Source organism: Massilia sp. Root335 (genome assembly GCF_001425685.1).
GTDB lineage: Bacteria > Pseudomonadota > Gammaproteobacteria > Burkholderiales > Burkholderiaceae_D > Telluria > Telluria luteola.
In genome coordinates, this window is record NZ_LMCY01000029.1 from 18,103 (window position 1) to 41,609 (window position 23,507).

General features: G+C 65.9%; 17 protein-coding genes. 8 read left to right on the forward strand and 9 right to left on the reverse strand.

The annotated features are described in order from the left end of the window. Window positions 1-391: 391 nt before the first annotated feature. The 4 genes from ASC93_RS17175 (at window position 392) to ASC93_RS17190 (ending at window position 7,665) form a co-directional block, all read left to right on the forward strand. Window positions 392-3,796 (forward strand): TonB-dependent receptor, encoded by a 3,405-nt coding sequence (locus ASC93_RS17175; protein WP_056444764.1) that lies wholly within the window; start codon window positions 392-394, stop codon window positions 3,794-3,796. A 144-nt stretch (window positions 3,797-3,940) separates the two neighbouring features. Continuing rightward, on the forward strand, window positions 3,941-5,629 hold the full coding sequence (locus ASC93_RS17180) for a bifunctional UDP-sugar hydrolase/5'-nucleotidase (RefSeq protein ID WP_056444767.1): 1,689 nt from the start codon (window positions 3,941-3,943) through the stop codon (window positions 5,627-5,629). 31 nt (window positions 5,630-5,660) lie between these two features. After that, window positions 5,661-6,713, forward strand: coding sequence for a S1/P1 nuclease (locus ASC93_RS17185; RefSeq protein ID WP_056444769.1), 1,053 nt, complete (start codon window positions 5,661-5,663; stop codon window positions 6,711-6,713). 127 nt (window positions 6,714-6,840) lie between these two features. After that, a complete protein-coding gene (locus ASC93_RS17190; protein ID WP_056444776.1) occupies window positions 6,841-7,665 on the forward strand; it encodes a MipA/OmpV family protein in 825 nt (274 codons plus the stop codon). A 120-nt stretch (window positions 7,666-7,785) separates the two neighbouring features. Here ASC93_RS17190 and ASC93_RS17195 read toward each other — a convergent pair whose 3' ends face one another. From ASC93_RS17195 to ASC93_RS17215, 5 genes are all read right to left on the reverse strand, one after another. Beyond that, window positions 7,786-8,751 (reverse strand): ABC transporter permease, encoded by a 966-nt coding sequence (locus ASC93_RS17195; protein WP_056444779.1) that lies wholly within the window; start codon window positions 8,749-8,751, stop codon window positions 7,786-7,788. Next, window positions 8,752-9,846, reverse strand: coding sequence for an ABC transporter permease (locus tag ASC93_RS17200; RefSeq protein WP_056444782.1), 1,095 nt, complete (start codon window positions 9,844-9,846; stop codon window positions 8,752-8,754). It lies immediately after the preceding gene. A gap of 2 nt (window positions 9,847-9,848) precedes the next feature. Then, entirely contained in the window at window positions 9,849-11,378 is a 1,530-nt protein-coding gene (locus ASC93_RS17205; protein ID WP_056444785.1) for an ABC transporter ATP-binding protein, read from the reverse strand. A gap of 110 nt (window positions 11,379-11,488) precedes the next feature. Then, entirely contained in the window at window positions 11,489-12,490 is a 1,002-nt protein-coding gene (locus ASC93_RS17210) for a BMP family protein (RefSeq protein WP_056444788.1), read from the reverse strand. A 178-nt stretch (window positions 12,491-12,668) separates the two neighbouring features. Next, window positions 12,669-13,631 carry an alpha/beta hydrolase gene (locus tag ASC93_RS17215; protein ID WP_056444791.1) on the reverse strand — a complete coding sequence of 321 codons (963 nt, stop codon included), beginning with the start codon at window positions 13,629-13,631 and terminating at the stop codon, window positions 12,669-12,671. Window positions 13,632-13,808: 177 nt separating this feature from the next. Here ASC93_RS17215 and ASC93_RS17220 point away from each other — a divergent pair, with 177 nt between their 5' ends. The 3 genes from ASC93_RS17220 to ASC93_RS17230 all read left to right on the forward strand — a co-directional run bounded on the left by ASC93_RS17220 (window position 13,809) and on the right by ASC93_RS17230 (window position 18,751). Then, window positions 13,809-14,684, forward strand: a complete 876-nt coding sequence (locus ASC93_RS17220) for a hypothetical protein (RefSeq protein WP_056444794.1) — start codon at window positions 13,809-13,811, stop codon at window positions 14,682-14,684. Between the two features lie 159 nt (window positions 14,685-14,843). Beyond that, on the forward strand, window positions 14,844-18,347 hold the full coding sequence (locus tag ASC93_RS17225; RefSeq protein ID WP_056444859.1) for an arabinofuranosidase catalytic domain-containing protein: 3,504 nt from the start codon (window positions 14,844-14,846) through the stop codon (window positions 18,345-18,347). Window positions 18,348-18,448: 101 nt separating this feature from the next. After that, window positions 18,449-18,751: a YciI-like protein gene (locus ASC93_RS17230; RefSeq protein WP_056444796.1), complete on the forward strand. Its 303-nt coding sequence runs from the start codon at window positions 18,449-18,451 to the stop codon at window positions 18,749-18,751. Between the two features lies 1 nt (window position 18,752). Here the strand turns inward: ASC93_RS17230 and ASC93_RS17235 are convergent, their stop codons facing one another. The 3 genes from ASC93_RS17235 to ASC93_RS17245 all read right to left on the reverse strand — a co-directional run bounded on the left by ASC93_RS17235 (window position 18,753) and on the right by ASC93_RS17245 (window position 21,409). Continuing rightward, window positions 18,753-19,913 carry an SMP-30/gluconolactonase/LRE family protein gene (locus ASC93_RS17235; protein ID WP_157201979.1) on the reverse strand — a complete coding sequence of 387 codons (1,161 nt, stop codon included), beginning with the start codon at window positions 19,911-19,913 and terminating at the stop codon, window positions 18,753-18,755. 299 nt (window positions 19,914-20,212) lie between these two features. Next, window positions 20,213-20,893, reverse strand: coding sequence for a thiol:disulfide interchange protein DsbA/DsbL (locus ASC93_RS17240; protein ID WP_056444802.1), 681 nt, complete (start codon window positions 20,891-20,893; stop codon window positions 20,213-20,215). A gap of 147 nt (window positions 20,894-21,040) precedes the next feature. Then, window positions 21,041-21,409, reverse strand: coding sequence for a carboxymuconolactone decarboxylase family protein (locus ASC93_RS17245; protein ID WP_200958354.1), 369 nt, complete (start codon window positions 21,407-21,409; stop codon window positions 21,041-21,043). Between the two features lie 68 nt (window positions 21,410-21,477). Between ASC93_RS17245 and ASC93_RS17250 the strand changes: the two genes are divergently transcribed. Beyond that, the gene (locus tag ASC93_RS17250) at window positions 21,478-22,050 is read left to right on the forward strand and encodes a sigma factor-like helix-turn-helix DNA-binding protein (RefSeq protein ID WP_056444806.1); all 573 of its coding nucleotides are present in this window, start codon (window positions 21,478-21,480) and stop codon (window positions 22,048-22,050) included. Here the strand turns inward: ASC93_RS17250 and ASC93_RS17255 are convergent. Beyond that, window positions 22,008-22,862, reverse strand: coding sequence for an alpha/beta hydrolase (locus tag ASC93_RS17255; RefSeq protein ID WP_162251913.1), 855 nt, complete (start codon window positions 22,860-22,862; stop codon window positions 22,008-22,010). The genes ASC93_RS17250 and ASC93_RS17255 overlap by 43 nt on opposite strands. Window positions 22,863-23,507: the final 645 nt, after the last annotated feature.

The window sequence follows — 23,507 nt, forward strand, 5'->3', positions numbered from 1 at the left end:
ATTTATAATCCCGCCGTGTCTGATCCTGAGGGAAAAGGCAACCTGCACGCGATGTCATGCCCGTTTTTTAAGCGACTTATACGCGCAAGCTATAAATTCAAAAAAGAAAACGTATTTGTCTCGATAAGAGCCTTCATGCATATTGGTCTTTTATTAATGCAACGGCCAAGAAATAGAGCGGATTCCGGTGTAATAGCCTGGAAACAATAAACCGCTAGACTCGCGTGCGCTGCCTTTTGTTGGTGCATTGTCATCCACAAATGCATCGACAAAACAGCAGTTCGACCGGATACAGACTGGCCGTCATGAGCTGGCCGGTCCGAGAGTTTGCAGTACTCGAGGGGGGAACACCGTTCCCAACCATAAAATCAAGTCTATTTGGGGTTAATCAATGATCTATCAAAAACGGATCCAGCTGACCAAGCTGGCGCTGGCTCTGTCGATTGCGCTCGCGGGTGCGCCGGCCCTGGCGCAGAACACGACGTCGGCTGTCGGCGGCCGTATCTCGAGCGCGGATGGCCGACCGGCCGCCGGCGCGTCGGTGCAAATCATCCACACCGAATCCGGTTCGGTCAGCAACGTCGTCGCCGACGCCGAAGGCCGCTACATCGCGCGCGGCCTGCGTACCGGCGGTCCGTACACGATCATTATCACCAAGGACGGCGTCACCGAAAAACGCGAAGGCATCTATCTGCAACTGGCGGAAACCGCCACCGTCGACGCCACCGTCGGCGCGCCGATGCAGACCGTGACCGTCGCCGGCAACCGCGCCCGTTCCGACATTTTCAGCCGCTCCAACATGGGCGCCGGCACCGCGATCAGCAACACCCAGCTGCAGATCCAGGCGTCGATCAACCGCAACCTGCAGGACTACGCCCGTGCCGATCCGCGCGTGTCGCAGACCGACAAGGAACGCGGCGAACTGTCCGTCGCCGGCCAGAACTCGCGCTACAACTCGATCACCGTCGACGGCGTGAACGTGAACGACACGTTCGGCCTGGAAGCGAGCGGCAGCCCGACCGCACGCCAGCCGATCTCGATCGAAGCGATCCAGTCGACGCAGGTGAACGTCGCCAACTACGACGTCACGCAGAAGGGCTACACCGGCGGCAACATCAACGCCGTCACCAAGTCCGGCACGAACCAGTGGAAGGGCGGCGTGTACTACGTGTACCGCGACGACCGCCTGGCCGGCCAGCGCTACAACTCGGCCAACGACACCTATTCGGATCCGGTGCCGTTCAAGGAAACGACCAAGGGCGTGTGGGCGAGCGGCCCGCTCGTCGAGGACAAGCTGTTCCTGTACGCGCTGTCGGAAGAAACCAACTCCTCGCGCAACGCGCCGGACTTCGGCCCGATCGGCTCGAGCAACGGCACGACGGTCGCCATCACGCCGGCCGAAATCGCCGCCGTGCAGAACATCATGAAGAGCCAGTACGGCGTCAATGCCGGCGGCCTGGCGCAGGGCGGCGGCAACTTCGTCTCGCGCGAGCAGATGCTCAAGGTCGACTGGAACATCAGCGACAACCAGCGCGCCAACATCCGCTACCAGCGCACGACGCAGGCCGAGCCGCAGTACTCGCTGTTCAGCGCCACCGGCCTGAGCCTGGATTCGGCGTACTACTCGCAGGGCAAGCAGATCGAGACCACCGTGGCCCAGCTGTTCTCGGACTGGACCCCGACCTTCTCGACCGAATTGAAGGCGTCGTCGCGCAACTACGATTCCGTCCCGACCAACAACACGACCCTGCCGACCATCGGCGTGCAGTTCACCGGCGCCGTGCCGGCCGGCACCCCGAGCGGCGTGACCACGGGTAGCCGCACCATCAACCTGGGTACGGACAACTCGCGCCACATGAACTCGCTGCGTACCCGTACGCAGGACTACTACGCGGGTGCCAACTGGACGCTGGGCGACCACGAACTCAAGTTCGGCGCGGACTACCAGAAGAACAAGATCTACAACGCGTTCCTGCAGAACGTGTACGGCAACTACACCTTCGGTTGCGACAACAGCCTGAGCTACTCGTTCGGCAGCATCAACTGCAACACCGCGTCGCAAGCCCAGGTCGAAGCCGCCGTGCTGGAAAACCTGCGCACGGGCCGCTTCACGTCGTACACGCTGCAGGTGCCGGCACCGGGCTTCACGCTGAACGACGCCGTCGCCGGCTTCAACATGACGAACACGGGCCTGTTCCTGCAGGATACGTGGAACGTCAACCGCCAGCTGACCCTGAACTACGGCTTCCGCGTGGATGACGTGGGCGTCGGCGGCCAGCCGGTCGCCAACGCGAAAGTGGCCCAGGCAGCGGTGCTGGTGCCGAACGGCCGCCAGACCGGCGGCTTCGGCTACAACAACCAGCAGACGATCGACGGCACCAAGCTGTTCCAGCCGCGCTTCGGCTTCAACTACAACTTCGACACGCCGCGCCGCATGCAGCTGCGCGGTGGCGCCGGCCTGTTCCAGGGCGCCGCCATGAGCGTGTGGCTGGCCAACCCGTTCCAGAACACCGGCATGACGACCCAGCAGATCACCTGCTCGGCCACCAGCAACACGAAGTGCCCGCCGACGGCCACCGGCACGTTCAGCACCGACGTCAACAACCAGCCGCGCCTGGGCGGCTCGACCCCGCCGATCGCCAACGTCGACCTGCTGGACCCGAACCTGAAACAGCCGTCGATCTGGAAAGCCAACCTCGCGTTCGAAACGGAACTGCCGTGGTACGGCCTCGTCGCCGGCGCCGAGCTCCTGTACGCCCACACCAAGGACGGCATCTACTTCCAGAGCCTGAACCTGGGCACGTCGACCCGCACCGCGCCGGACGGCCGCCAGATGTTCTGGAACGCCGGCGGCCTGGACGCCAATTGCTGGAGCGTGGGTAACAACTCGGTCAGCACCAAGAAGGGCTGCACGAACACGACCAAGTCGCTGTCCAACTCGGCCTTCGGCAACGTGATCAAGGTGACCGGCACCGACAAGGGCGAGACCCGCGTGTCGACCCTGTCGCTGTCGTACCCGATGACGAAGGGCTTCGGCTGGTCGGTCGCGGCGAGCCACACCTACGCGACGGAAGTGTCGAACCTGACGTCGTCGACGTCGGGCTCGAACTTCAACGCCCGTTCGATCTACAACCCGAACGAAGACGTGGCCGCGAACTCGGCCTACCTGGTCAAGAACCGCATCAACGCGCTGCTGAACTTCGAGAAGGCGTTCTTCGGCACCTATAAAACCCGCTTCGGCGTGTTCTACGAAGGCCGTTCCGGCAAGCCGTACAGCTGGACCTTCAAGAACGACATGAACGGCGACGGCGTCAGCGGCAACGACCTGCTGTACATCCCGAAAGCCTTCGGTTCGGGCGAGGTCGTGTTCGCTGGCGATACGGCGACCAACCACGCCAACGAGCAGCGCTTCTGGGACGTCGTCAACGCCAACAAGGCCCTGCGCAGCGCGGCCGGCAGCGTCGTGACCCGCTACAGCGACTTCTCGCCGTGGACCAACAGCTTCGACCTGCGCCTGAGCCAGGAAATCCCGGGCATGTTCAAGCGTAACAAGGCGTCGATCTCGTTCGACATCCTCAACTTCGGCAACCTGCTGAACAAGAAGTGGGGTCACATCAACGAAGCGCCGTTCTTCTCGTCGGGCGGCCAGACCCGCGGCTTCGTCGACTACGCCGGCCTGGATGCGAACGGCCACTACGTGTACGCGGTCCGCTCGTCGGTCGATCCGCTGCAGATCCGCCAGGTCAAGGGCGAGTCGCAGTGGGCGGCACAGGTCACCGTCAAGTACGAGTTCTGACCCGGACGCGGCCTGACGCAACGAAGACGGCCGGTGGCGACACCGGCCGTTTTTTTCTTGTCGTATCGCCGCCCGTAAAGACCAGCGTGGCGATACCGCATGCCATAATCGATGGCTGCTTTTACGCATGACAAAAGGCTTCACATGATCGTTTCCCGTCCACTGGCCCTGGCCGTCGCGTTGCTGGTGTCCGGCTGCGCCGGCACGCCGTCCGGGCCGGCCGCCGGAACGCCGCACCGCCCCATCGAGATCAACCTCGTCGCGCTGAACGACTTCCACGGCAATCTCGAACCCAGCAAGTACACGTACACGCCGCCGGGTTCGACGCAACCGCGCACCATCCAGGCCGGCGGCATCGACGTGCTGAAAGGCGCGCTGGACGCGTTCCGCAAGGACGACCCGGACCTGCTGTTCGTCGCGGCCGGTGATCTCGTGGGCGCGAGTCCGGCCGTGTCGTCGATGTTCGCGGACGAGCCGAGCATCGTGGCGATGAACCGCATGGGCCTCGTCGCCAGCTCGCTCGGCAACCACGAATTCGACCAGGGACCGAAGGAACTCCTGCGCCAGCAGCACGGCGGCTGCGATTCGCCGCGGCCGGCCAAGGCCTGCCGGCTGTCGCCCGACTTCAAGGGCGCCGGTTTTACTTACCTCGCCGCCAACGTCGTCGACGCGCAGACGGGCAAGACCCTCGTGCCGGGCTGGCGCATCGTCGACGTCAAGGGCGTCAAGGTCGGCCTGATCGGCGCGGTGCTGCACGATCTCGCCTCCGTCACGGTCGCCTCGTCGATCAAGGGCCTGGCCGTCAACGACGAAGCGGCGTCCATCAACGCCGCGCTGCCCGCGATGCGGGCGCAGGGCGCCCAGGTGTTCGTCGTGCTGATCCACGAAGGCGGTTTCGCCGACCAGCCGTACAACAAGGCCGATTGCGACACCTTGCACGGTCCCATCGTCGCCATCACCAGGAAGCTCGACCCGGCCATCCGCCTCGTGATCAGTGGCCATTCGCACACGGGTTATCTGTGCAAGGTGGACGGGAAGGTCGTCACGCAGGCCGACGCCTACGGCCACCTGCTGTCGCGCATCCGCCTGCGCCTCGACCCGGCCAGCAAGGCCGTCGAGGACATCCAGGTGCGCAACGTGGTGATGGCGCCGGGTGCGTTCAAGCCCGATCCCGGCCTGGCCGCCTACCTGGCCGACGTGCGCGCGCAGAGCCGTGCGGTGCTGGGCAAGCCGGTGGCGCGCATCGCGGCGTCGGTCTCGCGGCACGAGGCGCCGTCGGGCGAATCGGCATTGGGGGACGTGATCGCCGACGCGGCCGTCGCCGCCACGCGCGACCAGGGCGTGCAGATCGGCTTCATGAACCCCGGCGGCATCCGCAAGGACCTGGAAGCGGGCGAGGGCGGCGTCGTGACGTTCGGCCAGGCGCAGGCCGTGCTCCCGTTCGGGAACACGCTCGTCGTGATGGACCTCACCGGCGCCCAGCTGCGCCGCGTGCTCGAACAGCAGTGGGACCGGCCGGCGGCGTCCGGGCCGTCGATCCTGGCCGTGTCGGGCAGCCTGGCGTATGACTGGGACGGCACGCAGCCGCCCGGGCGCCGCGTGGCGGGCGTGAAGGTCGATGGCGCGCCGCTCGACGACGGCAAGACCTATCGCGTGGTGGCGAATAACTTCCTGGCCGAGGGCGGCGACAACATCCCGATGTTCGCCAGGGGCACGCGCCGCGTCGAGACGGGCCTGCGCGACCTCGACAGCCTGATCGCGTATTTGCAGAAGCATCCGGAGCTGGGGGCGACGAGCCTGGCAGCACCGCAGCGCATCCACAAGGTGCGCTAACGATATAAACAGTATGAACGAGAGATCCTCAATGAATAAAATCGCATGCATCGTGGCGCTGGCCGGCGCCTTCGTGTCGCTGGACGCGGCCGCGTGGGGCACGGACGGCCACCGCGCCGTCGGCGCCATCGCCGACAAGCTGATCAAGGGCACGCACGCGGAGGCCGAGGTGCAGGCGCTGCTGCTGCCGGGCGAATCGCTGGCGGCCGTCTCCACCTGGCCCGACTGCGTGAAGGGCAACTGGTGCGGTCCGCAGACGCCGGAAATGATCGAGTACGTGAACGCCAACCCGAAGCACAGCGAGTACCACTACACCGACGTGCCGTTCCAGCTCGACCACTACCACGACGGCGCCGCCGGCACGGCCGACGACGACATCGTGCAGACCCTGAAGGAAGCGATCGCCGTCCTGCAGGGCAAGGACACCCCGGCCACCAACCCGCACAAATTCACGAAGCGCCAGGCGCTGATCCTCGTCACCCACCTGGCCGGCGACATCGTCCAGCCCCTGCACGTGGGCGCCGCCTTCGTCGACAAGGACGGGCGCTTCGTCGTGCCGAAGACGAAGGCCGAGATCGACGAGACCGTCGTCTTCGATTCGCGCGGCGGCAACAACTTCCTGATGGACGACGCGAAGATCGAGCAGATGTCCGCCAACCTGATCCCGCCGGGCGAGCCGAAGCCCGTCAAGCCGGGCGTGCCGAAGGCGCTGACGAAGCCGTTCCACTCGTACTGGGACAGCACGACGGTCGACTACGCGTTCCGCCGCATCCGCACGAAGACGCCGGAGCAGTTCGCCCAGGCCGTCATCGACGGCAAGCCGACCGTCGCGCACAACACGGGCGACCCGGTGACGTGGCCGTACCAATGGGCGGACGATACGCTGGCCGTGTCGAAGGTGGCGTTCGCCGGCGTCACCGCGGGAAAAATCGTGCCGCAGGTGGGCAAGAAGGGCGAGACCTATTACACGTGGACGCTGGAAGTGCCGAACGATTACCCCGTGCCCAGTTCGGCGCTCGCGAAGACGCAGATGATCAAAGGCGGCTACAACCTGGCCGAATTGTTGAAGGCGATCTGGCCGTAACCCCGGCGCCATCCCTTCGCGAACCGCCGCGTGCTCATGAGGCCGCGGCGGTTTTTTTCATGGCGCCGCGCGCCGCGCGGGGGCCGCTGCCGTTAGAATCTGCCGCAACTCATTCCGGACCACTCCCATGCTTCGTCTCGCTTTGCCTTTACCCTTGCTCCTCGCGCTGCCGGCGCTGGCTGCCGAACCCGATGCCCGCAACCTGCCCCTGTGGGAAGCGGGCGTGGGCGCGGCCGCGTTCAGCACGCCCGCGTATCCGGGCGCGTCCGACCGCAGCAACCGCTTCGTCGCGTTGCCGTTTCTCCTGTACCGCGGCAAGGTCCTGCGCGCGGACCAGGGCGGCGTCGGCGCGCGCCTGCTGGACACGGACAAGGTCGAATTCGACGTCGGCTTCGCCGCCGCGCTGCCCGCGCATTCGAAGGACGTGGCGGCACGGCGCGGCATGCCCGACCTCGGCACGCTCGTCGAATTCGGCCCGCGCGTGAAATACAAATTCGCCGACCTGGGCGAGGCGGGGCGGTTGCGCTTCGAGCTGCCGCTGCGCGCCGTCATCGAAGGGCGCGGGGGCTTGCGCCGCCAGGGCTGGACGACCGAGCCGCGCTTCGTGTGGGAACGGCGCGGCGATGCGGGTCGCTGGACGGTGGAAGCGCAGCTGGGCGCCCTGTTCGGCGATGCGCGCATCCACCGTTATTTCTACGACGTCGCGCCGCAGTATGCGACGGCGGACCGGCCGGCGTACCGGGCCGACGGCGGGTTGATGCTCGTGCGGACGGGCGTGTTCGGCACGGTTCGGATCGATCCGGACGTGCGCGTGTTCGGGTTCGTGCGGCTGGACAGCTATGCGGGGAATGCGAACAAGGACAGTCCGTTGTTCGAGAAGACGAGCGGGGCGTCGGTGGGCGTGGGGTTTGCGTGGACGTTGGCGAGGTCGAGTCGCCGCGCGAACGAATGACCTCGTTGGGTGGGCACCCTGTGCCCACGCGGATGTCTGGATTACACGAACGTTACGCGCGGGCTCGTTTCATTTGAGGCCCCCGGCCTCAAATGCCCGCCCCACGCCTGCCGATACGATTTAGCGCGATTTCACGAACGGCTTGCCGATCGCCTTCGGCGCGACCGACTTGGCCATCAGGCCAGCCAGCACGACCACGGTGACGATGTACGGAATCGCCTGGATCAACGACCCCGGCAAGCGGCCGACGACGGGAATGTCGACGCCTTCGAGCTGGATCTGGATCGCGCCGAACAGGCCGAACATCAGGCACCCGAGCACCGTGTGCAGCGGGCGCCAGTTGCCGAAGACGAGCGCCGTCAGCGCCAGGTAGCCGGCGCCGGCCGACATGTCGCGCAGGAAGAAGCCGCTCTGGACCAGCGTCAGGTACGCGCCCGAGAAGGAGCACAGCACGCCCGCCACGAACATGGCGAGGTAGCGCGTGCGTTCGACCGAGACGCCGGCCGCATCGGCCGCGTGCGGGTTCTCGCCGCAGGCGCGCAGGCGCAGGCCGAAGCGGCTGTGGTACACGACCCAGTGCACGACCGGCAGCAGCAGGAACGCGACGTACACGAGCACCGACTGCCCGCCGATCAGGTGGCCGTACAGCCAGCCGATGACGGGGACGTGCTCCAGGGCCGCCGTGCCGGGCAGGGTCACGTCGAGCAGGCGCGCGTTGCGCAGGTCGGGCGTGCGGCCGCCCTGCTGGAAGAAGAACTGCGCGAGCACGAACGTCAGGCCGCTCATGGCGATGTTGATCGCGATGCCGCACACGAGCTGGTTGCCCTTCTGCGTGATCGACACGAATGCCTGCACCATCGCGAGGGCGACGGACACGCCCATGCCGGCGAGGATGCCGTACCACGGATTCTGCGTGACGTAGGCGACGGCGGCCGACGCGAACGCCGACGCGAGGATCTTGCCTTCGAGGCCGATGTCGACGACGCCCGAGCGCTCGGCGAACAGGCCGGCCAGCGCGGCGAACATCAGCACGGGCGCGTTGCGGACCGTGGAGACGATGATGCTGGCGATGTGGAAGTCTTCCATTCAAGCCCCCTTGTCGGTACGGGTCAGGTTGATCAGTTTCAGGATGGCCGGGGCGTAGAAATTCTCCATCGCGCCGCAGAACAGGATGATCAGGCCCTGGATGAAGATGAACGTCTCCTGCGGGATGTTCGGCTTTTCCAGCGACAGGTCGAAGCCGCCCTGGATCAGCGCGCCGAACAGCACGGACGACAGGAAGATGCCGACCGGATGCTGGCGGCCCATCAGCGCGATGGCGATGCCCACGAAGCCGGCGCCGGCGGGGAAGTTCAGGCTCAGGTAGTGCGTGGAACCCATCACGGAGTTGACGGCGCCGAGGCCGGCGAGGGCGCCCGACACGAGCATCGTGACGATGATCGTGCGGCTGATTTTCACCCCCGCGTAATGCGCCGCGTTGGCGTTCAGGCCCGTCGCGCGCAGCTGGTAGCCCCAGCCCGAACGCCACACCATCACGCCGTAGATCACGAGCGCCAGGATCGCGAGGAGGAAGCTGATGTTCAGCGGCGTGTCGCCCAGCACCGGCAGGAGCTTGTTCAGCAGGGGCAGGGCGGCGCTGTCGGCGAACACGCGCGAGGCCGGGTTCTGCTGGCCGTCCGGGATCAGGTACTTGACGATCACGAAGTTCATCAGGCTCGCGGCGATGAAGTTGAACATGATCGTCGTGACGACCACGTGGCTGCCGCGCTTCGCCTGCAGGTAGCCCGGGATGAAGGCCCACAGGGCGCCGAAGACGGCGGCGCCAATCATCGCGATCGGGATCATCAGCCAGCCGGGCAGGTGGCCGTCGAGCGCCAGCACGGCCCAGGTCAGGCCCAGGCCGCCGACGTACATCTGGCCTTCGGCGCCGATGTTGAAGAGACCCGCCTGCATCGCGATCGACACGGCGAGGCCCGCGAAGATGAAGGTGCTCGCGTAGAACAGCGTGTACGCGAGGCCTTCCGGATCGAGGATGGCGCTGTCGACGAGGATGCCCAGCGATGCCGACGGGCTCTCGCCCAGCAGGTGGATCACGAGCGCCGCCACGAGCAGCGCCGACATCAGGTTCAGGACGGGCAGGACGAAACCCGTGGCCCAGCGTGGGAGTTCGGTCTTTTTCATAGTCAGGACTTGTGCATGCCGCCCATCAGCAGGCCGATGCGGGTGGTGTCGAATTCGTCGATGGGGAGGATGCCGGCGATGCGGCCGCCGCACATCACGATGATGCGGTCGGCGAGCGCGCGCACCTCTTCCAGTTCCACCGACGACAGCAGGATCGCCACGCCTTCGTCGCGCAGGCGCAAGAGCTGCGTGTGGATGCTTTCGATGGTGCCGATGTCGACGCCGCGCGTCGGCTGGCCGACCAGCATCAGCTTCGGCTTCGCGGCCACTTCGCGCGCGATCACGACCTTTTGCTGGTTGCCGCCCGACAGAAGGCCGATGCGCAGGTCCGGATTGTTCGGCCGCACGTCGAACGCCGTCATCAGGTGCGCGCAGCGCTGCGCGATTTTTTTATGGTCGAACAGGCCCCAGCGGTTTTTCACGTCGTCCTGGTAGCCGAACACCGTGTTCTGCATGACGGAGAAATCCTTGATCACCCCGTCGCGCAGGCGGTCTTCCGGCACGTGGCCGATGCCGAGCGCGCGGAACGTCGCCGGAAGGCCGTCCGCGTTCGTGCGGCCGCCGTACGGCAGCTCGCGGCCGAGGAAGTCGACGCGGCCGGCGGTGGGCAGGCGCATGCCGGAAAGGATCTCCAGCAGCTCGCTCTGGCCATTGCCCGACACGCCCGCGATGGCGACGACCTCGCCCGCGCGCAGCGTAAAATCGATGTCGGACAGCAGGGCGACGCCGTTCGCGTCCTTCAGCTGCAGGTTCGCCACCTTCAGCACTTCGGCGCCCGGATTGAACGGCGCGCGCGGCAGCTCGCTCTGGATCGGGCGGCCGACCATCATGTTCGCCAGCTGCTCCTTCGACGTCTCCGCCGTCTTCACCGCGCCGACGACGCGGCCCGCGCGCATCACCGTCACCTCGTCCGTGATCTCCATGATCTCCTGCAGCTTGTGGGTGATCAGGATGATGGTCTTGCCCTGGTCCTTGAACAGCCGCAGGATCTCGAACAGCGACGCCGTCTCCTGCGCGGTCAGCACCGCGGTGGGTTCGTCGAGGATCAGGATGTCGGCGCTGCGGTAGATCTGCTTGAGGATTTCCACGCGCTGTTGCGCGCCGACGGACAGGTCGTGGACCGTCGCGAGCGGATCGACGTCGAGGCGGTAGCGGTCGCAGATCTCGCGCAGCTTCGCTTCCACGGCGCCGCGCCTGGCGGCCAGCTTGAAGCCGCCTTCATTGCCCAGCATGACGTTGTCGAGGACGGTCATGTTCTCGACGAGCATGAAGTGCTGGTGCACCATGCCGATGCCGAGCGCGATCGCCTCATGGCTCGTGCGGATGTCGCGCGCCTGGCCGTCGACCAGGACCTGGCCGCTGTCGGCATTGTAGTAGCCGTACAGGATGCTCATCAGGGTCGACTTGCCGGCGCCGTTTTCTCCGATCACGCCGTGGATCGAGCCCTTGGCGATCGAGAAGCTGACGTCGGCATTCGCCTGCACCGCCCCGAAGGCTTTGCTAATGTTGCGAAATTCTACGGCTGACTGCATAGCGGTCCGTTTTCGGTAGACAGAGTAAAAGGGAAGGCATTCATCTAAAAGCGCGCCGCGCCGGCTTCGAACCGGCGCGGCGCGCTTTCATCTTCCAACAATTCGATACGTTACTGCGGGCAGGAACCGGCCGCGCGATAGTCGACCACCTTGACCTTGCCGGCGATGATGTCGGCCCGCGCAGCCATCACGCGTTTTTCGATTTCGGGGGTGACGACCATGCGGTTGTCCTTGTCGAGCACCCAGTCCACGCCGCCTTCCTTGAGGCCTTCGTACGTGATGCCGGACGTGAACTGGCCGTTGCGGGCTTTCATGAAGGCTTCGTAGGCGGCGTTGTCGACGCGCTTGACCATCGACGTCAGCATGGTGCCCGGGTACAGATAGTTCTGGTTCGAGTCGACGCCGATCGCCAGCTTGCCCTTTTCCTTGGCCATCTGCAGGGCGCCCATGCCGGACCCGCCGGCCACGGCGAACACGACGTCGGAACCGCGGTCGAACTGGGCGCGCGCCAGCTCGCCGCCCTTGGCCGGGTCGTTCCAGGCCGCGCTCGTCGTGCCGACCATGTTCTGCAGCACCTGGACCTTCGGATTGACCACTTTCGCGCCCTGCTCGTAGCCGCAGGCGAACGCGCGGATCAAGGGGATGTCCATGCCGCCGACGAAGCTGATCGTCTTGGTCTTCGAGGCCATGGCGGCGGCGACGCCGACGAGGTACGAGCCTTCCTGCTCCTTGAACAGCACGGAATTGACGTTCTTGCCCTGGGCATTGCCGTCGATGATGACGAAGTGCACGTTCGGGTATTCGGCCGCGATCTTTTGCACGGGCTGCGTCTGCGAAAAGCCGATCGAGACGATCAATTGCAGCTTCTTGCGGGCGAGGGCGCGCAGCACCTGCTCGGCCTGGGTATCGTAGTTCGCCTGGGCTTCAAACACCTTGAGGCCGGTTTCCTTCATGAACCGCATCACGCCTTCGGAGGCGGACTGGTTGAAGGACTTGTCGAACTTGCCGCCGGCATCGTAGACGATCGCGAGCTTCGCGCCGGCCATGTCGGCACTGGCGCTGGCGCTGATGCACAGCGCCGCGATCGTCATACAAATATGCTTGAATTTCATCGATTTGGCTCCTGAATCCCGTATTGTACCGGCGCAACGGCTGTGCTGGGAGGGGGGATTTTCGGAACTATGCATCAGCCCGTTTATTCGTGGCAAATACGATTTTACTTAGTAATTTATATGGCAAAAATATAAATGAGCGCGGGTCCAGTCGGTTTCTTGTAGAAAACCACGGGGCTCATTGTTTGGCGAGCGGAAGCGCGGGCGCAACGGGCAGGGCGGCGACGGCTGCCACGGCCACCGCGGCCGGGGCCGTCACGGCCGGGACGACGATGTCGGCAACGGCCGGGGACGGGATCGCGGTCGGGGCGGGGGCGAACTGCGACGTGAGGAAACGGGCGATGCGCGCCTGGGTGTCTTCCAGGTACGGGATGTTCAGGTGGTCCGAATCGGGCACGGTCTCGTCCGCGATCAGCTGGGCCAGCTTGGAAACGAGCTGGTCGGTGTGCGAATGGGGCACGATGTCGTCGCTGGCCGCGCGCAGCACGAAGGTCGGCGCCTTGAGCGTGGGCGCGTACTTGATCGACTCGAAGCGGTGGCGCAGCATGTATTCGATCGGCATCACGCGGAACTTGCGCTTGGCGAGCGCGAGGATCGAGTCGTACGGCGTGATCAGCACGACGGAGTGCACGGGCCGCTCCTTCGCCACCTGCACGGCCACGCCGGAACCGAGGCTGCGGCCGACGACGGCGATGCGGCGCGGATCGACGTGATGGTGCGCGGCCATCCAGTCGAACAGCATGCAGGCATCGTCGACCATGTGCGCTTCGGCCGGGTCGCCGTGCGAGTCGCCATAGCCGCGGTAATTCACGGCCAGCACAGCCATGCCAGGAAAGAGCTTGCCGGCATCGCGCACGACCCAGGACACTTCTTCGGAGCGCCCGCCAAAATAAATGACGGCGGGACGCGAGCCGGGCATCGGCGGCGTCATCAGCCAGCCGGACAGCCGCGTGCCGTCCTTGGCGCGCAGCACGACGGGCCGGGTGCGGTGGCCGCTGCTGCGCGGATGCAGCACTTCGCGCTCGACGGTGGGATTGAACACGAGACGGCGCTGGTTCGCGGCGACCGCGGCCGTGAGGCCCAGCCACAGCATGCTGGCAAAGCCAGCCATACCCGCCGCCAGTTTTTTATGTGTGCTCATGTATACAGTCTACCTCTGCCTGCCGGATTATTCTGTGCGCTGCCCATCAAATGCGTCTTCATTATGGTACGGATGCATGAAGAGTAGTTTCGCTGCAACAACCTGTTACAGCGCCGGCGTTGCCGCGGCGGGGACGGCTTTGTTAGGCTGTTTACGAACAGAGAACGCGGAGCGCACATGAGGTGGAAAACGGTCGTGCCGGCGGTTGCCGTGCTGGGCCTGGTCGTCGTGTTGGTGCTGCCGGTGTGGCGACCGGCGCCGCCGTCAGTACCTGCGCCGGCGGCCTTGCCTGCGCCGGCGGCGGCGACGACGTCCGCGGCGACGGGTGCGACGGGGCCGGCATGGTTGTCCGGCCTGGGCGAACTGGGCCCGCTACCCGAGGCGGCCCCGGCCGAACCGCTGGCGCGGCGCATCGAGCGCCTGGCCGCGAGCGGCGATCCGCACGACGCGTTTCAGGCCTGGTGGCTATTGCACTCGTGCGTCGTGTTCGAGCGGACCAGGCACTTGCCCGCGCGCGAAGGCATGGACCGGGAAGCGCTCGCCGACCCCGCACATGCCTGCGCGACCTTGAACGAACGAATGAAGATGGCTCGCATCGACCACCTCGAGCGCGCCGCGCGCGCGTTTGTTCCCGGCGCGCTGGCGGAACTGGTCGAAGAGGGCCCGTTCGGCGACCCGACCGCCCTCACGACGCGCCCCGACGATCCGCTCGTCAAGGCGTGGAAGGCGCGCGTCAACGGGATGCTGGACGAGCAGGCCGAGCAGGGTTACTGGTCCAGCCTGTACCAGGTGTTCACCGGTTTCTGGTTCGGGCATCCCGCCATCGCGGCCGACCGGCAGAGCGCGCTGGCCTACGGCATGGCGCTGCGCGACATCATGGTCAAGCTGGACGGCGTGCCCGAGCAGCAGGCCATTCCGTTCAACGGTCCCTTCCTCGACGAGGTCGGTGCCGGCCTGACGGCCGCCGAGAAAGCCCGGGCCCAGGCGCGCGCCGATGCGATCGTCGCCCGTGCCGCGGACCAGCGTGGACGGGGCGGTTCGACGCCGCGCTGAGGCTGGCCCGGCCGGGGCACGAAGGCATTGCAAATCGAATATCGGTCGAAGAGAAAAAGTAATTGGTCAAGGCAATGTATTTCATTCTACGATGAACGGTTCCGTGATTTGGTTATCGATCACAAATCATTCCCGACGGTCATCGAAAAGAACGAATACATGCGAATCCTGAAATTTGCCGCCGGCCTGGCGATCACGCTGGCGTTCATGTCGAGCGGAGTGCTGCCCTGGGCATCCGCGCAGGCAGCCCCGAAAGCCGCCACGCGCGCCATCCCGGTCCGGCCCGAAGGACCCTGCGATCTCTACGCGAAGGCCGGTGCGCCTTGCGTCGCCGCGCACAGCAGCACGCGCGCGCTCTACGCGGCGTACGACGGGCCGCTGTACCAGGTCATGCGCCAGTCGGACGGGAAAACGCTCGACATCGGCGTCGTGCGACCCGCACGCCTGCCGGTTCCCGATGCCGGCGGTTACGCGAACGCGGCGGCGCAGGATGCGTTTTGCGCCAATACCTATTGCTGGATCACGGTGCTGTACGACCAGTCGGGCAAGCGCAATCACCTGGTGCAGGCGCCGCGCGGCACCTGGACGGGGCCGGCGCTGGGCGGCATGGACAATCTGCCGCTGGCGGACCTGGCGCCGGTCACGGTCATGGGGCACAAGGTCTATGGCGTGTATATCGCGCCGGGCATGGGCCTGCGCCTGAACGACACGAAGGGCGTGCCCGTCGATGATCAGGCGGGCGGGCAATATGCCGTCATCAACGGCTATCACTACAATCAGGATTGCTGCTTCGACTACGGCAACGGCGAGATCGACAGCATCGACGACGACAACGGCACGATGGAGGCGATCTATTTCGGCAACGCGACCGGGTGGTATCGTGGCAGCGGACCCGGGCCCTGGGTGATGGCCGACCAGGAAAACAATCTTGTCGGTTGCGTCAACGATGACAAATCGAAGCTGTGCGGCGGCGTGCCCACTCTCGGCGCGCGCTTCATCACCGCCGTCACGAAAGGCAAGCCCGGACATTGGGCGACGCTGGGCGGCGATGCCCGGCGGGGGCAGCTTGCCGTCATGTACGAAGGCCGCCGGATCGATGCGTCGTACGATCCCATGCGCAAGCAGGGCGCCGTCATTCTCGGCAATGGCGGCGACAACAGCGCCGCGTCGCAAGGCACGTTCTACGAAGGTGCGATGACGGCACCGCGCACGTATCCTTCCAACGACACGGACCAGCTGGTCGCGCACAACGTGGCGGCTGCCCGCTACGACGTAGCGGCCGTCAGTGTCGGGACCCAATCCGTTGCCGACGCGCCGTCCGGCCTGCACACCTTCGCGCCGCTGGAATCCCGCGACATGACGGTCACGTTCACGAATACGACGGGCCACCCCGTCCAGGGCGCCACGCTGTCGATGGCGGTGCCGACGGGCTGGCGCGCCGTGGTGGCCGGCACGGCGGCGCCGGCGAAAACCTTCGCCGACGCGATCGCACCTGGTGACAGCGTGCATGCGGCCTTCACGGTCAGGTCCGGCGCCGCCCCGTTCAACGGTGACCTGAACGGCATGGCAACCTGGACGGAACCCGCGAGCCACGCACGACGCACCGCTTCGGCCGTCGCGAAAGTCCGCAACGTGGCGCCCGTGAAGATCAACGAATTCCGCCTGAGCGACGGTGCGAGCAACAACCCGACCAATGCCTTCATCGAGTTGTACAACGCCGGTGCGCAAGCGGTCGATATCTCGAACTGGACCTTCGCCCAGCACGCGGCGCGCGAGGCGCTGTTCTCGGCGGTGAAGATTCCTGCCGCTACCACGCTGGCGCCGCATGGCTTCTATGTACTGGGCCTGTCCGATTCGGGCCTCGTGCTGCCCGCCACGCCTGGCGACACGACCATCCACGTGCGAAATGTCGACGGCATCATGCCGGGCGACACCATCGTCGTCGGCAGCGGTCGGGACCGCGAAACCCGCAAGGTCGTCCGGGTCGGCACGCCGGCCGGCGAGGCGACGCCGCTGTGGCAGCCGCTTCCCGATGGCCCCATCATCACCATTCCGGCCGGATCGACGAGCGTGCCGGTGACGACCACCGAAGGGTTCGCCGTCGGCGATACGCTTGCCCTCGGCTACGGAACCACGTATCCCGTCGTCGGGCGCGCGACCGAACACTATGAGAAAGTGACCATTACCGGCGTCGGCACGGCGGGCAACCAGGCGTGGCTCGGTCTCGACGCGGCGGCGGGTTCGACCACGATCCAGGTGACGTCGACCAATGGCATCGCGGTCGGCGACAAGATCCGGCTCGACATCGACAGTGTCGACCACGGCGTCGATATCGTCACCGTCAAGAACGTGGGCACCGCCGCCCGGCGCACCAGCCTGGCCCGCGATGCCGCTGCCGGCACCACGACGATCGTCGTGCATGGCGCGTTTGGTTTCCCGGTGAGAAAGAACATCGATTACACCCCTGGAAAAGCCGTGATCGGCGCGCCCGGCAATCTCGAAACCGTCGACATCGTCAGCGTCGTGGGCCAGCCGGGTGCCGACCTCACGCTGACGATTTCGCCGGCACTCGGCAAGCGCCACGTGGCCAACGAACCCTTCGTGGAGCCGGGCACGGGCCTCGAACTGGCGGCGCCGTTGAAGCACGGCCATGCCGCCAACCTGCCGTTCAGCGTGCGCGGTACCGGCATCAGCTTCAGTCCCGCCACCCGCCATGCGCACTCGAGCAACGAACCCGTGCGCCCGGCCGGCAGCGGGATCGTGCTGGACCGCGCCCTGACCCGTGCCCACGACACGGATGCCGTCGTGCGGGTGGACACCGTGACCAGCGCGGGATTCCAGGGCAAGCCGGACCAGTGGTTCGGCGGCCCGGAATTGTCCCGGGAAGCGGGCAGCATGGTGCTGCGCGATGCGGCGGGACATGTGGTCGACAGCCTGAACTACGGCGGCATCGTCGATCCGTGGGCATCCGCTGGCTTTCGCGGGGCCGCCGGCAAGGACGCCACCTGCTACGCGGGCGCGCCTGGCATCCCCGGCGCGCGTGCCGAGCGGCGCGACCTGCCGGGCATCCCGTCCAGCGGCCACGTCGGCCAGATCGATGCGACCCAGGGCAGCACGAGGCGTTATCCGGACGGCCAGGACAGCGATAACGATTGCACGGATTTCGTGACGTCCGACTCGGTCAGGACAGGCGCGGCGGTTGCGGGATCGACGACCGTCAAGGCCGTCACGGTCACGCACGTTTCGCCGGGCCAGACCGTCGTCCTGGATGCGGGCGCCAATGCCGAGACCCTGACGGTCGCAACGGTCGGTTCGCCCGGGATCACCCATGCGTCGGCGCCCGCGGACAAGGGCGCCACCGTCGTCCGCGTCGACGACCCGCGCCAGTTCGCGGTCGGCCAGGCGGTGGTCATCGGCAGCGGCGCCGATGAAGAAAAGGGTACCGTCGCAGCGGTGGATACCGCGTGGCGGGCAGGCAAGCTGACGCTCGCGGCGCCGCTGGCGCTCGCCCATGATGCCGGAGCCAGCGTGGCGGGCACGGGCATTGCCTTCACCGGCCCGCTCGCCAAATCCCATCCGGCGGGCACGGTGATGACGCCGGCGGGTGAACTTGCGACGCCAGGCGCGGCCAACAGCGGTGTCGGCCGCGGGCCCGGGAAGTGATCGTCGTGCTGGCGTGAGGGACGGTCTCGTTGCTCGCGGATGACGAGGTCGCGCCGGACCGATTAAGATGTTCAGTATCGTCATTTTGATGGAGACATGCCGTGCACTTCCTGCTGATCTATGACCTGGCGCCCGACTACCTGGAGCGCCGCGGCGAATTCCGCGACGAGCACCTCAAGCTGGCCTGGGCGGCCCAGGAGCGTGGCGAGATCGTCATTGCCGGCGCGCTCGCCGATCCGGCCGACCGGGCCGTGCTGCTGTTCAGCGGCGAATCGTCGGACGCCGCCGAGCGCTTTGCCCGTGCCGATCCTTACGTCGTCCACGGCCTCGTGCAGCAATGGCACGTGCGGCCGTGGGTCACCGTCGTCGGCAAGGATGCGAGCAATCCCGTTCGCCCGGACTGAATCACTTCGCCGGCGACAGTTTCACGACGAGGTTGTGTGTCGTGAGCGCGATCGAGCGGTCGGGGGCCAGCGTCACGCCGATCGGCCGGTCCAGGCCGCCGGGCAGGGCGCCGAGGACGATGCCGGCGTGGCCGGGCACGCCGGCCACGGTGCTCGTCACGTTGTCCAGGTTGATGCGGCGGATGGTCGAGTTGCCGGTGTCGGCGATGTATAAATCGTTGCCGTCGACCGTGATGCCGCTCGGCGCGCACAGGCGCGAGACGCCCGGGCTGCCGTCGACGGCGTCGCACCGCCCCGCCTGGCCCGCCAGCGTGGATACGATGCCCTTGTCGTTCACCATGCGGATCGTCGAGTTGCCCGTGTCGACGACGTAGACATTGCCCCAGTTGTCGACGCCCACGTCCTGCGGGTCGCAGAACTGCGCCTGCCCGCCGCTGCCGTCGCGGCTGCCGCACACGCCCGGCGTGCCGGCCACGGTCGTCACGTTGCCCGCGGCATCGATGCGGCGCAGCATGTGGTTGCCGGTATCGGCCACCCACAGGTTGCCCTGGCGGTCGAGCGCGATGCCCCGCGGCTTGCAGAAGCGCGCCGTGGCGCCGCGGCCATCCGCGCTGCCGCACGTGCCGTTGCCGGCGATGGTGGTCGTCGTGCCGTCCGGCGCCACGCGGCGGATGACGGAGTTGCCGCTGTCCGTCACGTACAGGTTGCCGTCGGCATCCGCGACGAGCCGGCTCGGGTCGCTGAAGCGGGCCGCCGCGCCGGCGCCGTCCGCATAGCCGACGGCGCCCCGCGTGCCCGCCAGCGTCGTCACGACGCCCTGGGGCGAGATCTTGCGCACGGTGGCGCTGGGGCTTTCGGCCACGTACAGGTTGCCGGCCGCGTCCGCCGCAATGCCCTGCGGCGCGTTGAAGCGCGCGGCGCCGCCGGTGCCGTCCTGCGAGCCCGCACATTGGCCGCAGATGTCGCCCGCGATCGGGAACAGGCCGGTCGCGCCCTGCGGCCGGTCGGGCCAGCTGGGCCAGTCGGGGTGGTCGGGCCACGGGTGGTCATCCTCGTGATACCAGCTGATCCCGATCCCGACGTCGCCGCCGCATCCGCCCACGCCCAGCAGCAGGCAGGCGGTCAGCAGGAACAGGCGTACTGTGCGTTCGATGGCTGTCATGGCAAAACCCCGGATGGAAACGGCATCGAGCTTACCGCGCACCGTCCGGCGTGCCATGCGTGTGCGCAAAACGCGCCGGCCGCTCATGTGCAGGTCGGGTTCTCGTCGCGTTGATGCGACGGCGTGTCCGCATGCGGCGCACGCGAACGGCGCAGATCACATAGCGCCAACCGATCCGTGAACAGCCGAACGAACGAAACGCTCGGCGGGACCGCTTCGGCCCGGCCGGTCCCGATCCGAAGCAGGCGGTCGATGATGGCAACATCCCCCACGCGAATCGCGCGTGGGGGATGGATGCGTCATTTCGACTGCTGTACCTTTGCCACCAGCGCCCCCACGACCTGGAGGGTTTCCTGGAACAACTGCTGCTGATCCCGCGTGTGCGTTGCCTCAGCCACTTGTCCTGGCGAGATCACGTACTTGCCGTCGACCACGACGGTCGGCGTGGAATCGATTTTATAGTTGTTGCTGACGATGCCGGGCAGGCGGTTGAGCATCGTCCTTACGCCGAATGAGTTCCAGGTGTCCATGAACCTGCCCTTGTCGATGCCCGGCAGGCCGTAGGCCACGCCGAGGAGCTCCTGCTCGGTCAACGTCTCCGACCGCTTGCGTCGCACGATGTCGCCCACCGCGTCCAATACCCTGGCCTGGTACGCTTCGCTCTTCCCCATCGCCTGCAGCGTCAGGAACAGATGCGTTTCGGGATCGTTGGCGCCCTGGTACGGTAAATGGATGCGCTTGAAGATGATGTTGTCGCCCTCCTTCTTGACCCATTGCTCCAGGACCGGTTCCAGCGCGTGGCAGTACGGGCAGTGGTACATGAAGAACTCGATGACTTCGACCTTTTTGCCGGCCGTCTGGCTCGGCTGCGGCACTGGCAGCACCGTGTACTCGGCACCTTGCTTGGGGTCGCTCGGTGACGCAAACGCAGTCGTAACGACCAGGCTGGCGGCGACAATGGCAAAACGCAGGAAGCGCATAAAGATCCTTGTTGAAATGATTGGGTGAAAGAACGCCAGCGGAGTATACCAACGGGCGCGGTGCCTGGCTCGGACAAACGCGACGGCCCGCCGGTGACCGCGCCGGCGCTCAGGCCCACTGGCCGGCGGCCTGGCGCATGCTGCCGTTCAGCCGGTTCCACACGTTGATCGCCGAGATCCGCACGACGAGATCGGCACGACGAGGTCCGCGAGCGCACGTTCGTCGTAGTGGCGGGCCGCTTCATCCCAGACTGCGTCGGGCACGGGATCGGCGCGGTCGGCCATGCGCGTCACGCATTCGGCCAGGGCCAGCGCCGCGCGCTCGGCGTCGCTGAAGTAAGGCGTGTCGCGCCATGCGGCCACGGCGAACAGGCGCTCGTCGGTCTCGCCGGCGCGCTTCATCATGCGCGGGTGCATGTCGCAGCAGACGCCGCAGCCGTTGATCTGGCTGGCCCGCAGGTGGGCCAGGTCGCGCGTCCTGGCCGGGAGGCTGCTGTCGTTGACGGCATTGCCCAGCGCTGCGGAGCGACGTCGCCAACCTGCCCGGCTGTCTGACCACGGTCGTCGCGCGCATCTGCCTGGACATGCTGCGCGCCCGGACCGCCCGTGCCGAAGATCCGATCGATTCCGACTTCGACCTGGCGTCCGACGCCGCCCCGGAACACGACATCATGCTGGCCGATGCCGTCCGCGTGGCGATGCTCGTGGTCCTCGATCGCCTGTCGCCATCCGAACGACTGGCTTTCGTGCTGCACGACCTGTTCGACCTGCCGTTCGAGGACATCGCGCCGATCCTGGACAAGTCGCCCGACGCAGCCCGTCAACTGGCCAGCCGTGCGCGTCGGCGCGTGCGCGGTGCGGAAGCCGACCGGGCGACCGCCGACCGCCAGCGGATCATCGAGGCCGAAGGATCGGCATTTATGTTTTTACACAGCCTGGGCCGAACCCGGCCGTTCGGCTCAGCATGGCAGGTTGCCGAGCTGGAAAAGTCGCGGACTGTCACGGCAGGCCGCTGCCGACCCGAAGCGGACATCCCCACGCGATCAGTTTCCAATCTCTTTCATTGGCTTCGGATGAGATTGTCTTGGGCGTATCTGTGCGCGCACCGCGGCGTTCACTGGCGCCCCTGCCACACCCATTTCAGGCCGCGAAGATAGCTTTCGGGCTTGACGGTGCCGTGGTCCGTTCCCTCCACCGTATAGCTCTGCAATTCCAAGCCCTTGTAGCCGTGTGTTCCGATCTGTTTTTCGAATAGTTCGATCGGTCCCCGGAACTGGACGGGTTCGAGCGAACCGGCCGAAATGAACATGCGCGCCTTGAGCGGCCGATTCTGCTTGGCGAATGCTTCCTCCAGCTTGAACAGCGCACCGTTATCCCAGACGACGGCCGGGCTCACGGCGACATACCCGTTGAAGAAATCCGGATCTTTCAACGCGGCGCCCAGCGCAAACAGGCCACCCAGCGAAGCCCCGACGAGGACGCGGTTGGTCTGGTCGGCGCGGTAGGTGGTTTCGATTAGCGGCGCGGCTTCCTTGCGGATGAAGTCGAGGAACTGGTCGCCCTTGCCCGATCCGGCGGCCCCTGCCATCGCCGTGTACGTGTAGTCGTGCATGCGTTCGACGTTGTAGTCGGTGCCGTCGGGATAGGACAAGCCCACCATGATGCACTCGGGCATCATCTTGTCGTAGACAAGGCTGCCGTGCAGGGCGGACATCAGCGGCACGTCCCAGTAGGCATCGAGGAAGTAAAGCACCGGGTATTTCTTGCCCGGACTCCAAGAGTAGCTGTCCGGCAGCATCACGATCAGCTCGTGCGCCTTGCCGGTGATCTTTGATTGCACAGTCACGATTTGGGTGTTCCGTAGCACGACGTGGCGCGGCTCGGGGTCGGCAGCGCAGGCCAGCGTGGTGACTGAAAACGCCAAGGCGAAGGGGAGGAGCCAGTTTCTTATCATCGAGATGTCCTTCATTTCCATACCTTGATGGCCTACCAACCGAAGCCCGTAGGACGAGGTGCCTCGGCTTTGACGCCTTGAGCTTGAAGTCGCGAATGATGCCAATATGCGGCATCAGCGCCGAGCCGCTGCTTCGTCTCGGATCTGGATAAGTTGAATAGTTTGAAGTTGAAGGTTGTTACAGTTCGCATTGATGACCTTAAACGATACAACGTAAGTTCATGACCTCGCCCTACACACACTTAGGACCGCTCGACCACCGTCTGCTTGTGGCCGACCTCGGCCGTTCAAGCCAGCATAGCATCTTGCCGAGCTGGAAAAGTCACGAACGGTCACAACAGGCCGGAACCGACCCGAAGCGGACTGTCAAAAGCTGCGTTAGGACTAACTAACCCGTCATTGAGATGATGCGGAAGAATTATCTGGCGGCAAGCAAAATGGCCAGACAGTCCGAAGGAACAAAACCAATGCAGGTACTAGCAGTAAGTATCCTGCTGGATGCATCTCTTGATGGCTAGAATCCATTAGTAGACTAAAACCTGCTAGTGACGGTACTGCCAAGAGAAGACCGGCGACGACTCGATGCGCTATCGACCCTCCAACCTTCTTCCAAAGTATTCCTACGTAGAGGAAGCCTGAAGCTAGTACACAAGCGACGAA

Coding starts and splice junctions, on each gene's coding strand:
- ASC93_RS17175 (WP_056444764.1), top strand. CDS start 392: ATGATCTATCAAAAACGGATCCAGCTGACCAAGCTGGCGCTGGCTCTG.
- ASC93_RS17180 (WP_056444767.1), top strand. CDS start 3,941: ATGATCGTTTCCCGTCCACTGGCCCTGGCCGTCGCGTTGCTGGTGTCC.
- ASC93_RS17185 (WP_056444769.1), top strand. CDS start 5,661: ATGAATAAAATCGCATGCATCGTGGCGCTGGCCGGCGCCTTCGTGTCG.
- ASC93_RS17190 (WP_056444776.1), top strand. CDS start 6,841: ATGCTTCGTCTCGCTTTGCCTTTACCCTTGCTCCTCGCGCTGCCGGCG.
- ASC93_RS17195 (WP_056444779.1), bottom strand. CDS start 8,751: ATGGAAGACTTCCACATCGCCAGCATCATCGTCTCCACGGTCCGCAAC.
- ASC93_RS17200 (WP_056444782.1), bottom strand. CDS start 9,846: ATGAAAAAGACCGAACTCCCACGCTGGGCCACGGGTTTCGTCCTGCCC.
- ASC93_RS17205 (WP_056444785.1), bottom strand. CDS start 11,378: ATGCAGTCAGCCGTAGAATTTCGCAACATTAGCAAAGCCTTCGGGGCG.
- ASC93_RS17210 (WP_056444788.1), bottom strand. CDS start 12,490: ATGAAATTCAAGCATATTTGTATGACGATCGCGGCGCTGTGCATCAGC.
- ASC93_RS17215 (WP_056444791.1), bottom strand. CDS start 13,631: ATGAGCACACATAAAAAACTGGCGGCGGGTATGGCTGGCTTTGCCAGC.
- ASC93_RS17220 (WP_056444794.1), top strand. CDS start 13,809: ATGAGGTGGAAAACGGTCGTGCCGGCGGTTGCCGTGCTGGGCCTGGTC.
- ASC93_RS17225 (WP_056444859.1), top strand. CDS start 14,844: ATGCGAATCCTGAAATTTGCCGCCGGCCTGGCGATCACGCTGGCGTTC.
- ASC93_RS17235 (WP_157201979.1), bottom strand. CDS start 19,913: ATGACAGCCATCGAACGCACAGTACGCCTGTTCCTGCTGACCGCCTGC.
- ASC93_RS17240 (WP_056444802.1), bottom strand. CDS start 20,893: ATGCGCTTCCTGCGTTTTGCCATTGTCGCCGCCAGCCTGGTCGTTACG.
- ASC93_RS17250 (WP_056444806.1), top strand. CDS start 21,478: ATGCTGCGCGCCCGGACCGCCCGTGCCGAAGATCCGATCGATTCCGAC.
- ASC93_RS17255 (WP_162251913.1), bottom strand. CDS start 22,862: ATGAAGGACATCTCGATGATAAGAAACTGGCTCCTCCCCTTCGCCTTG.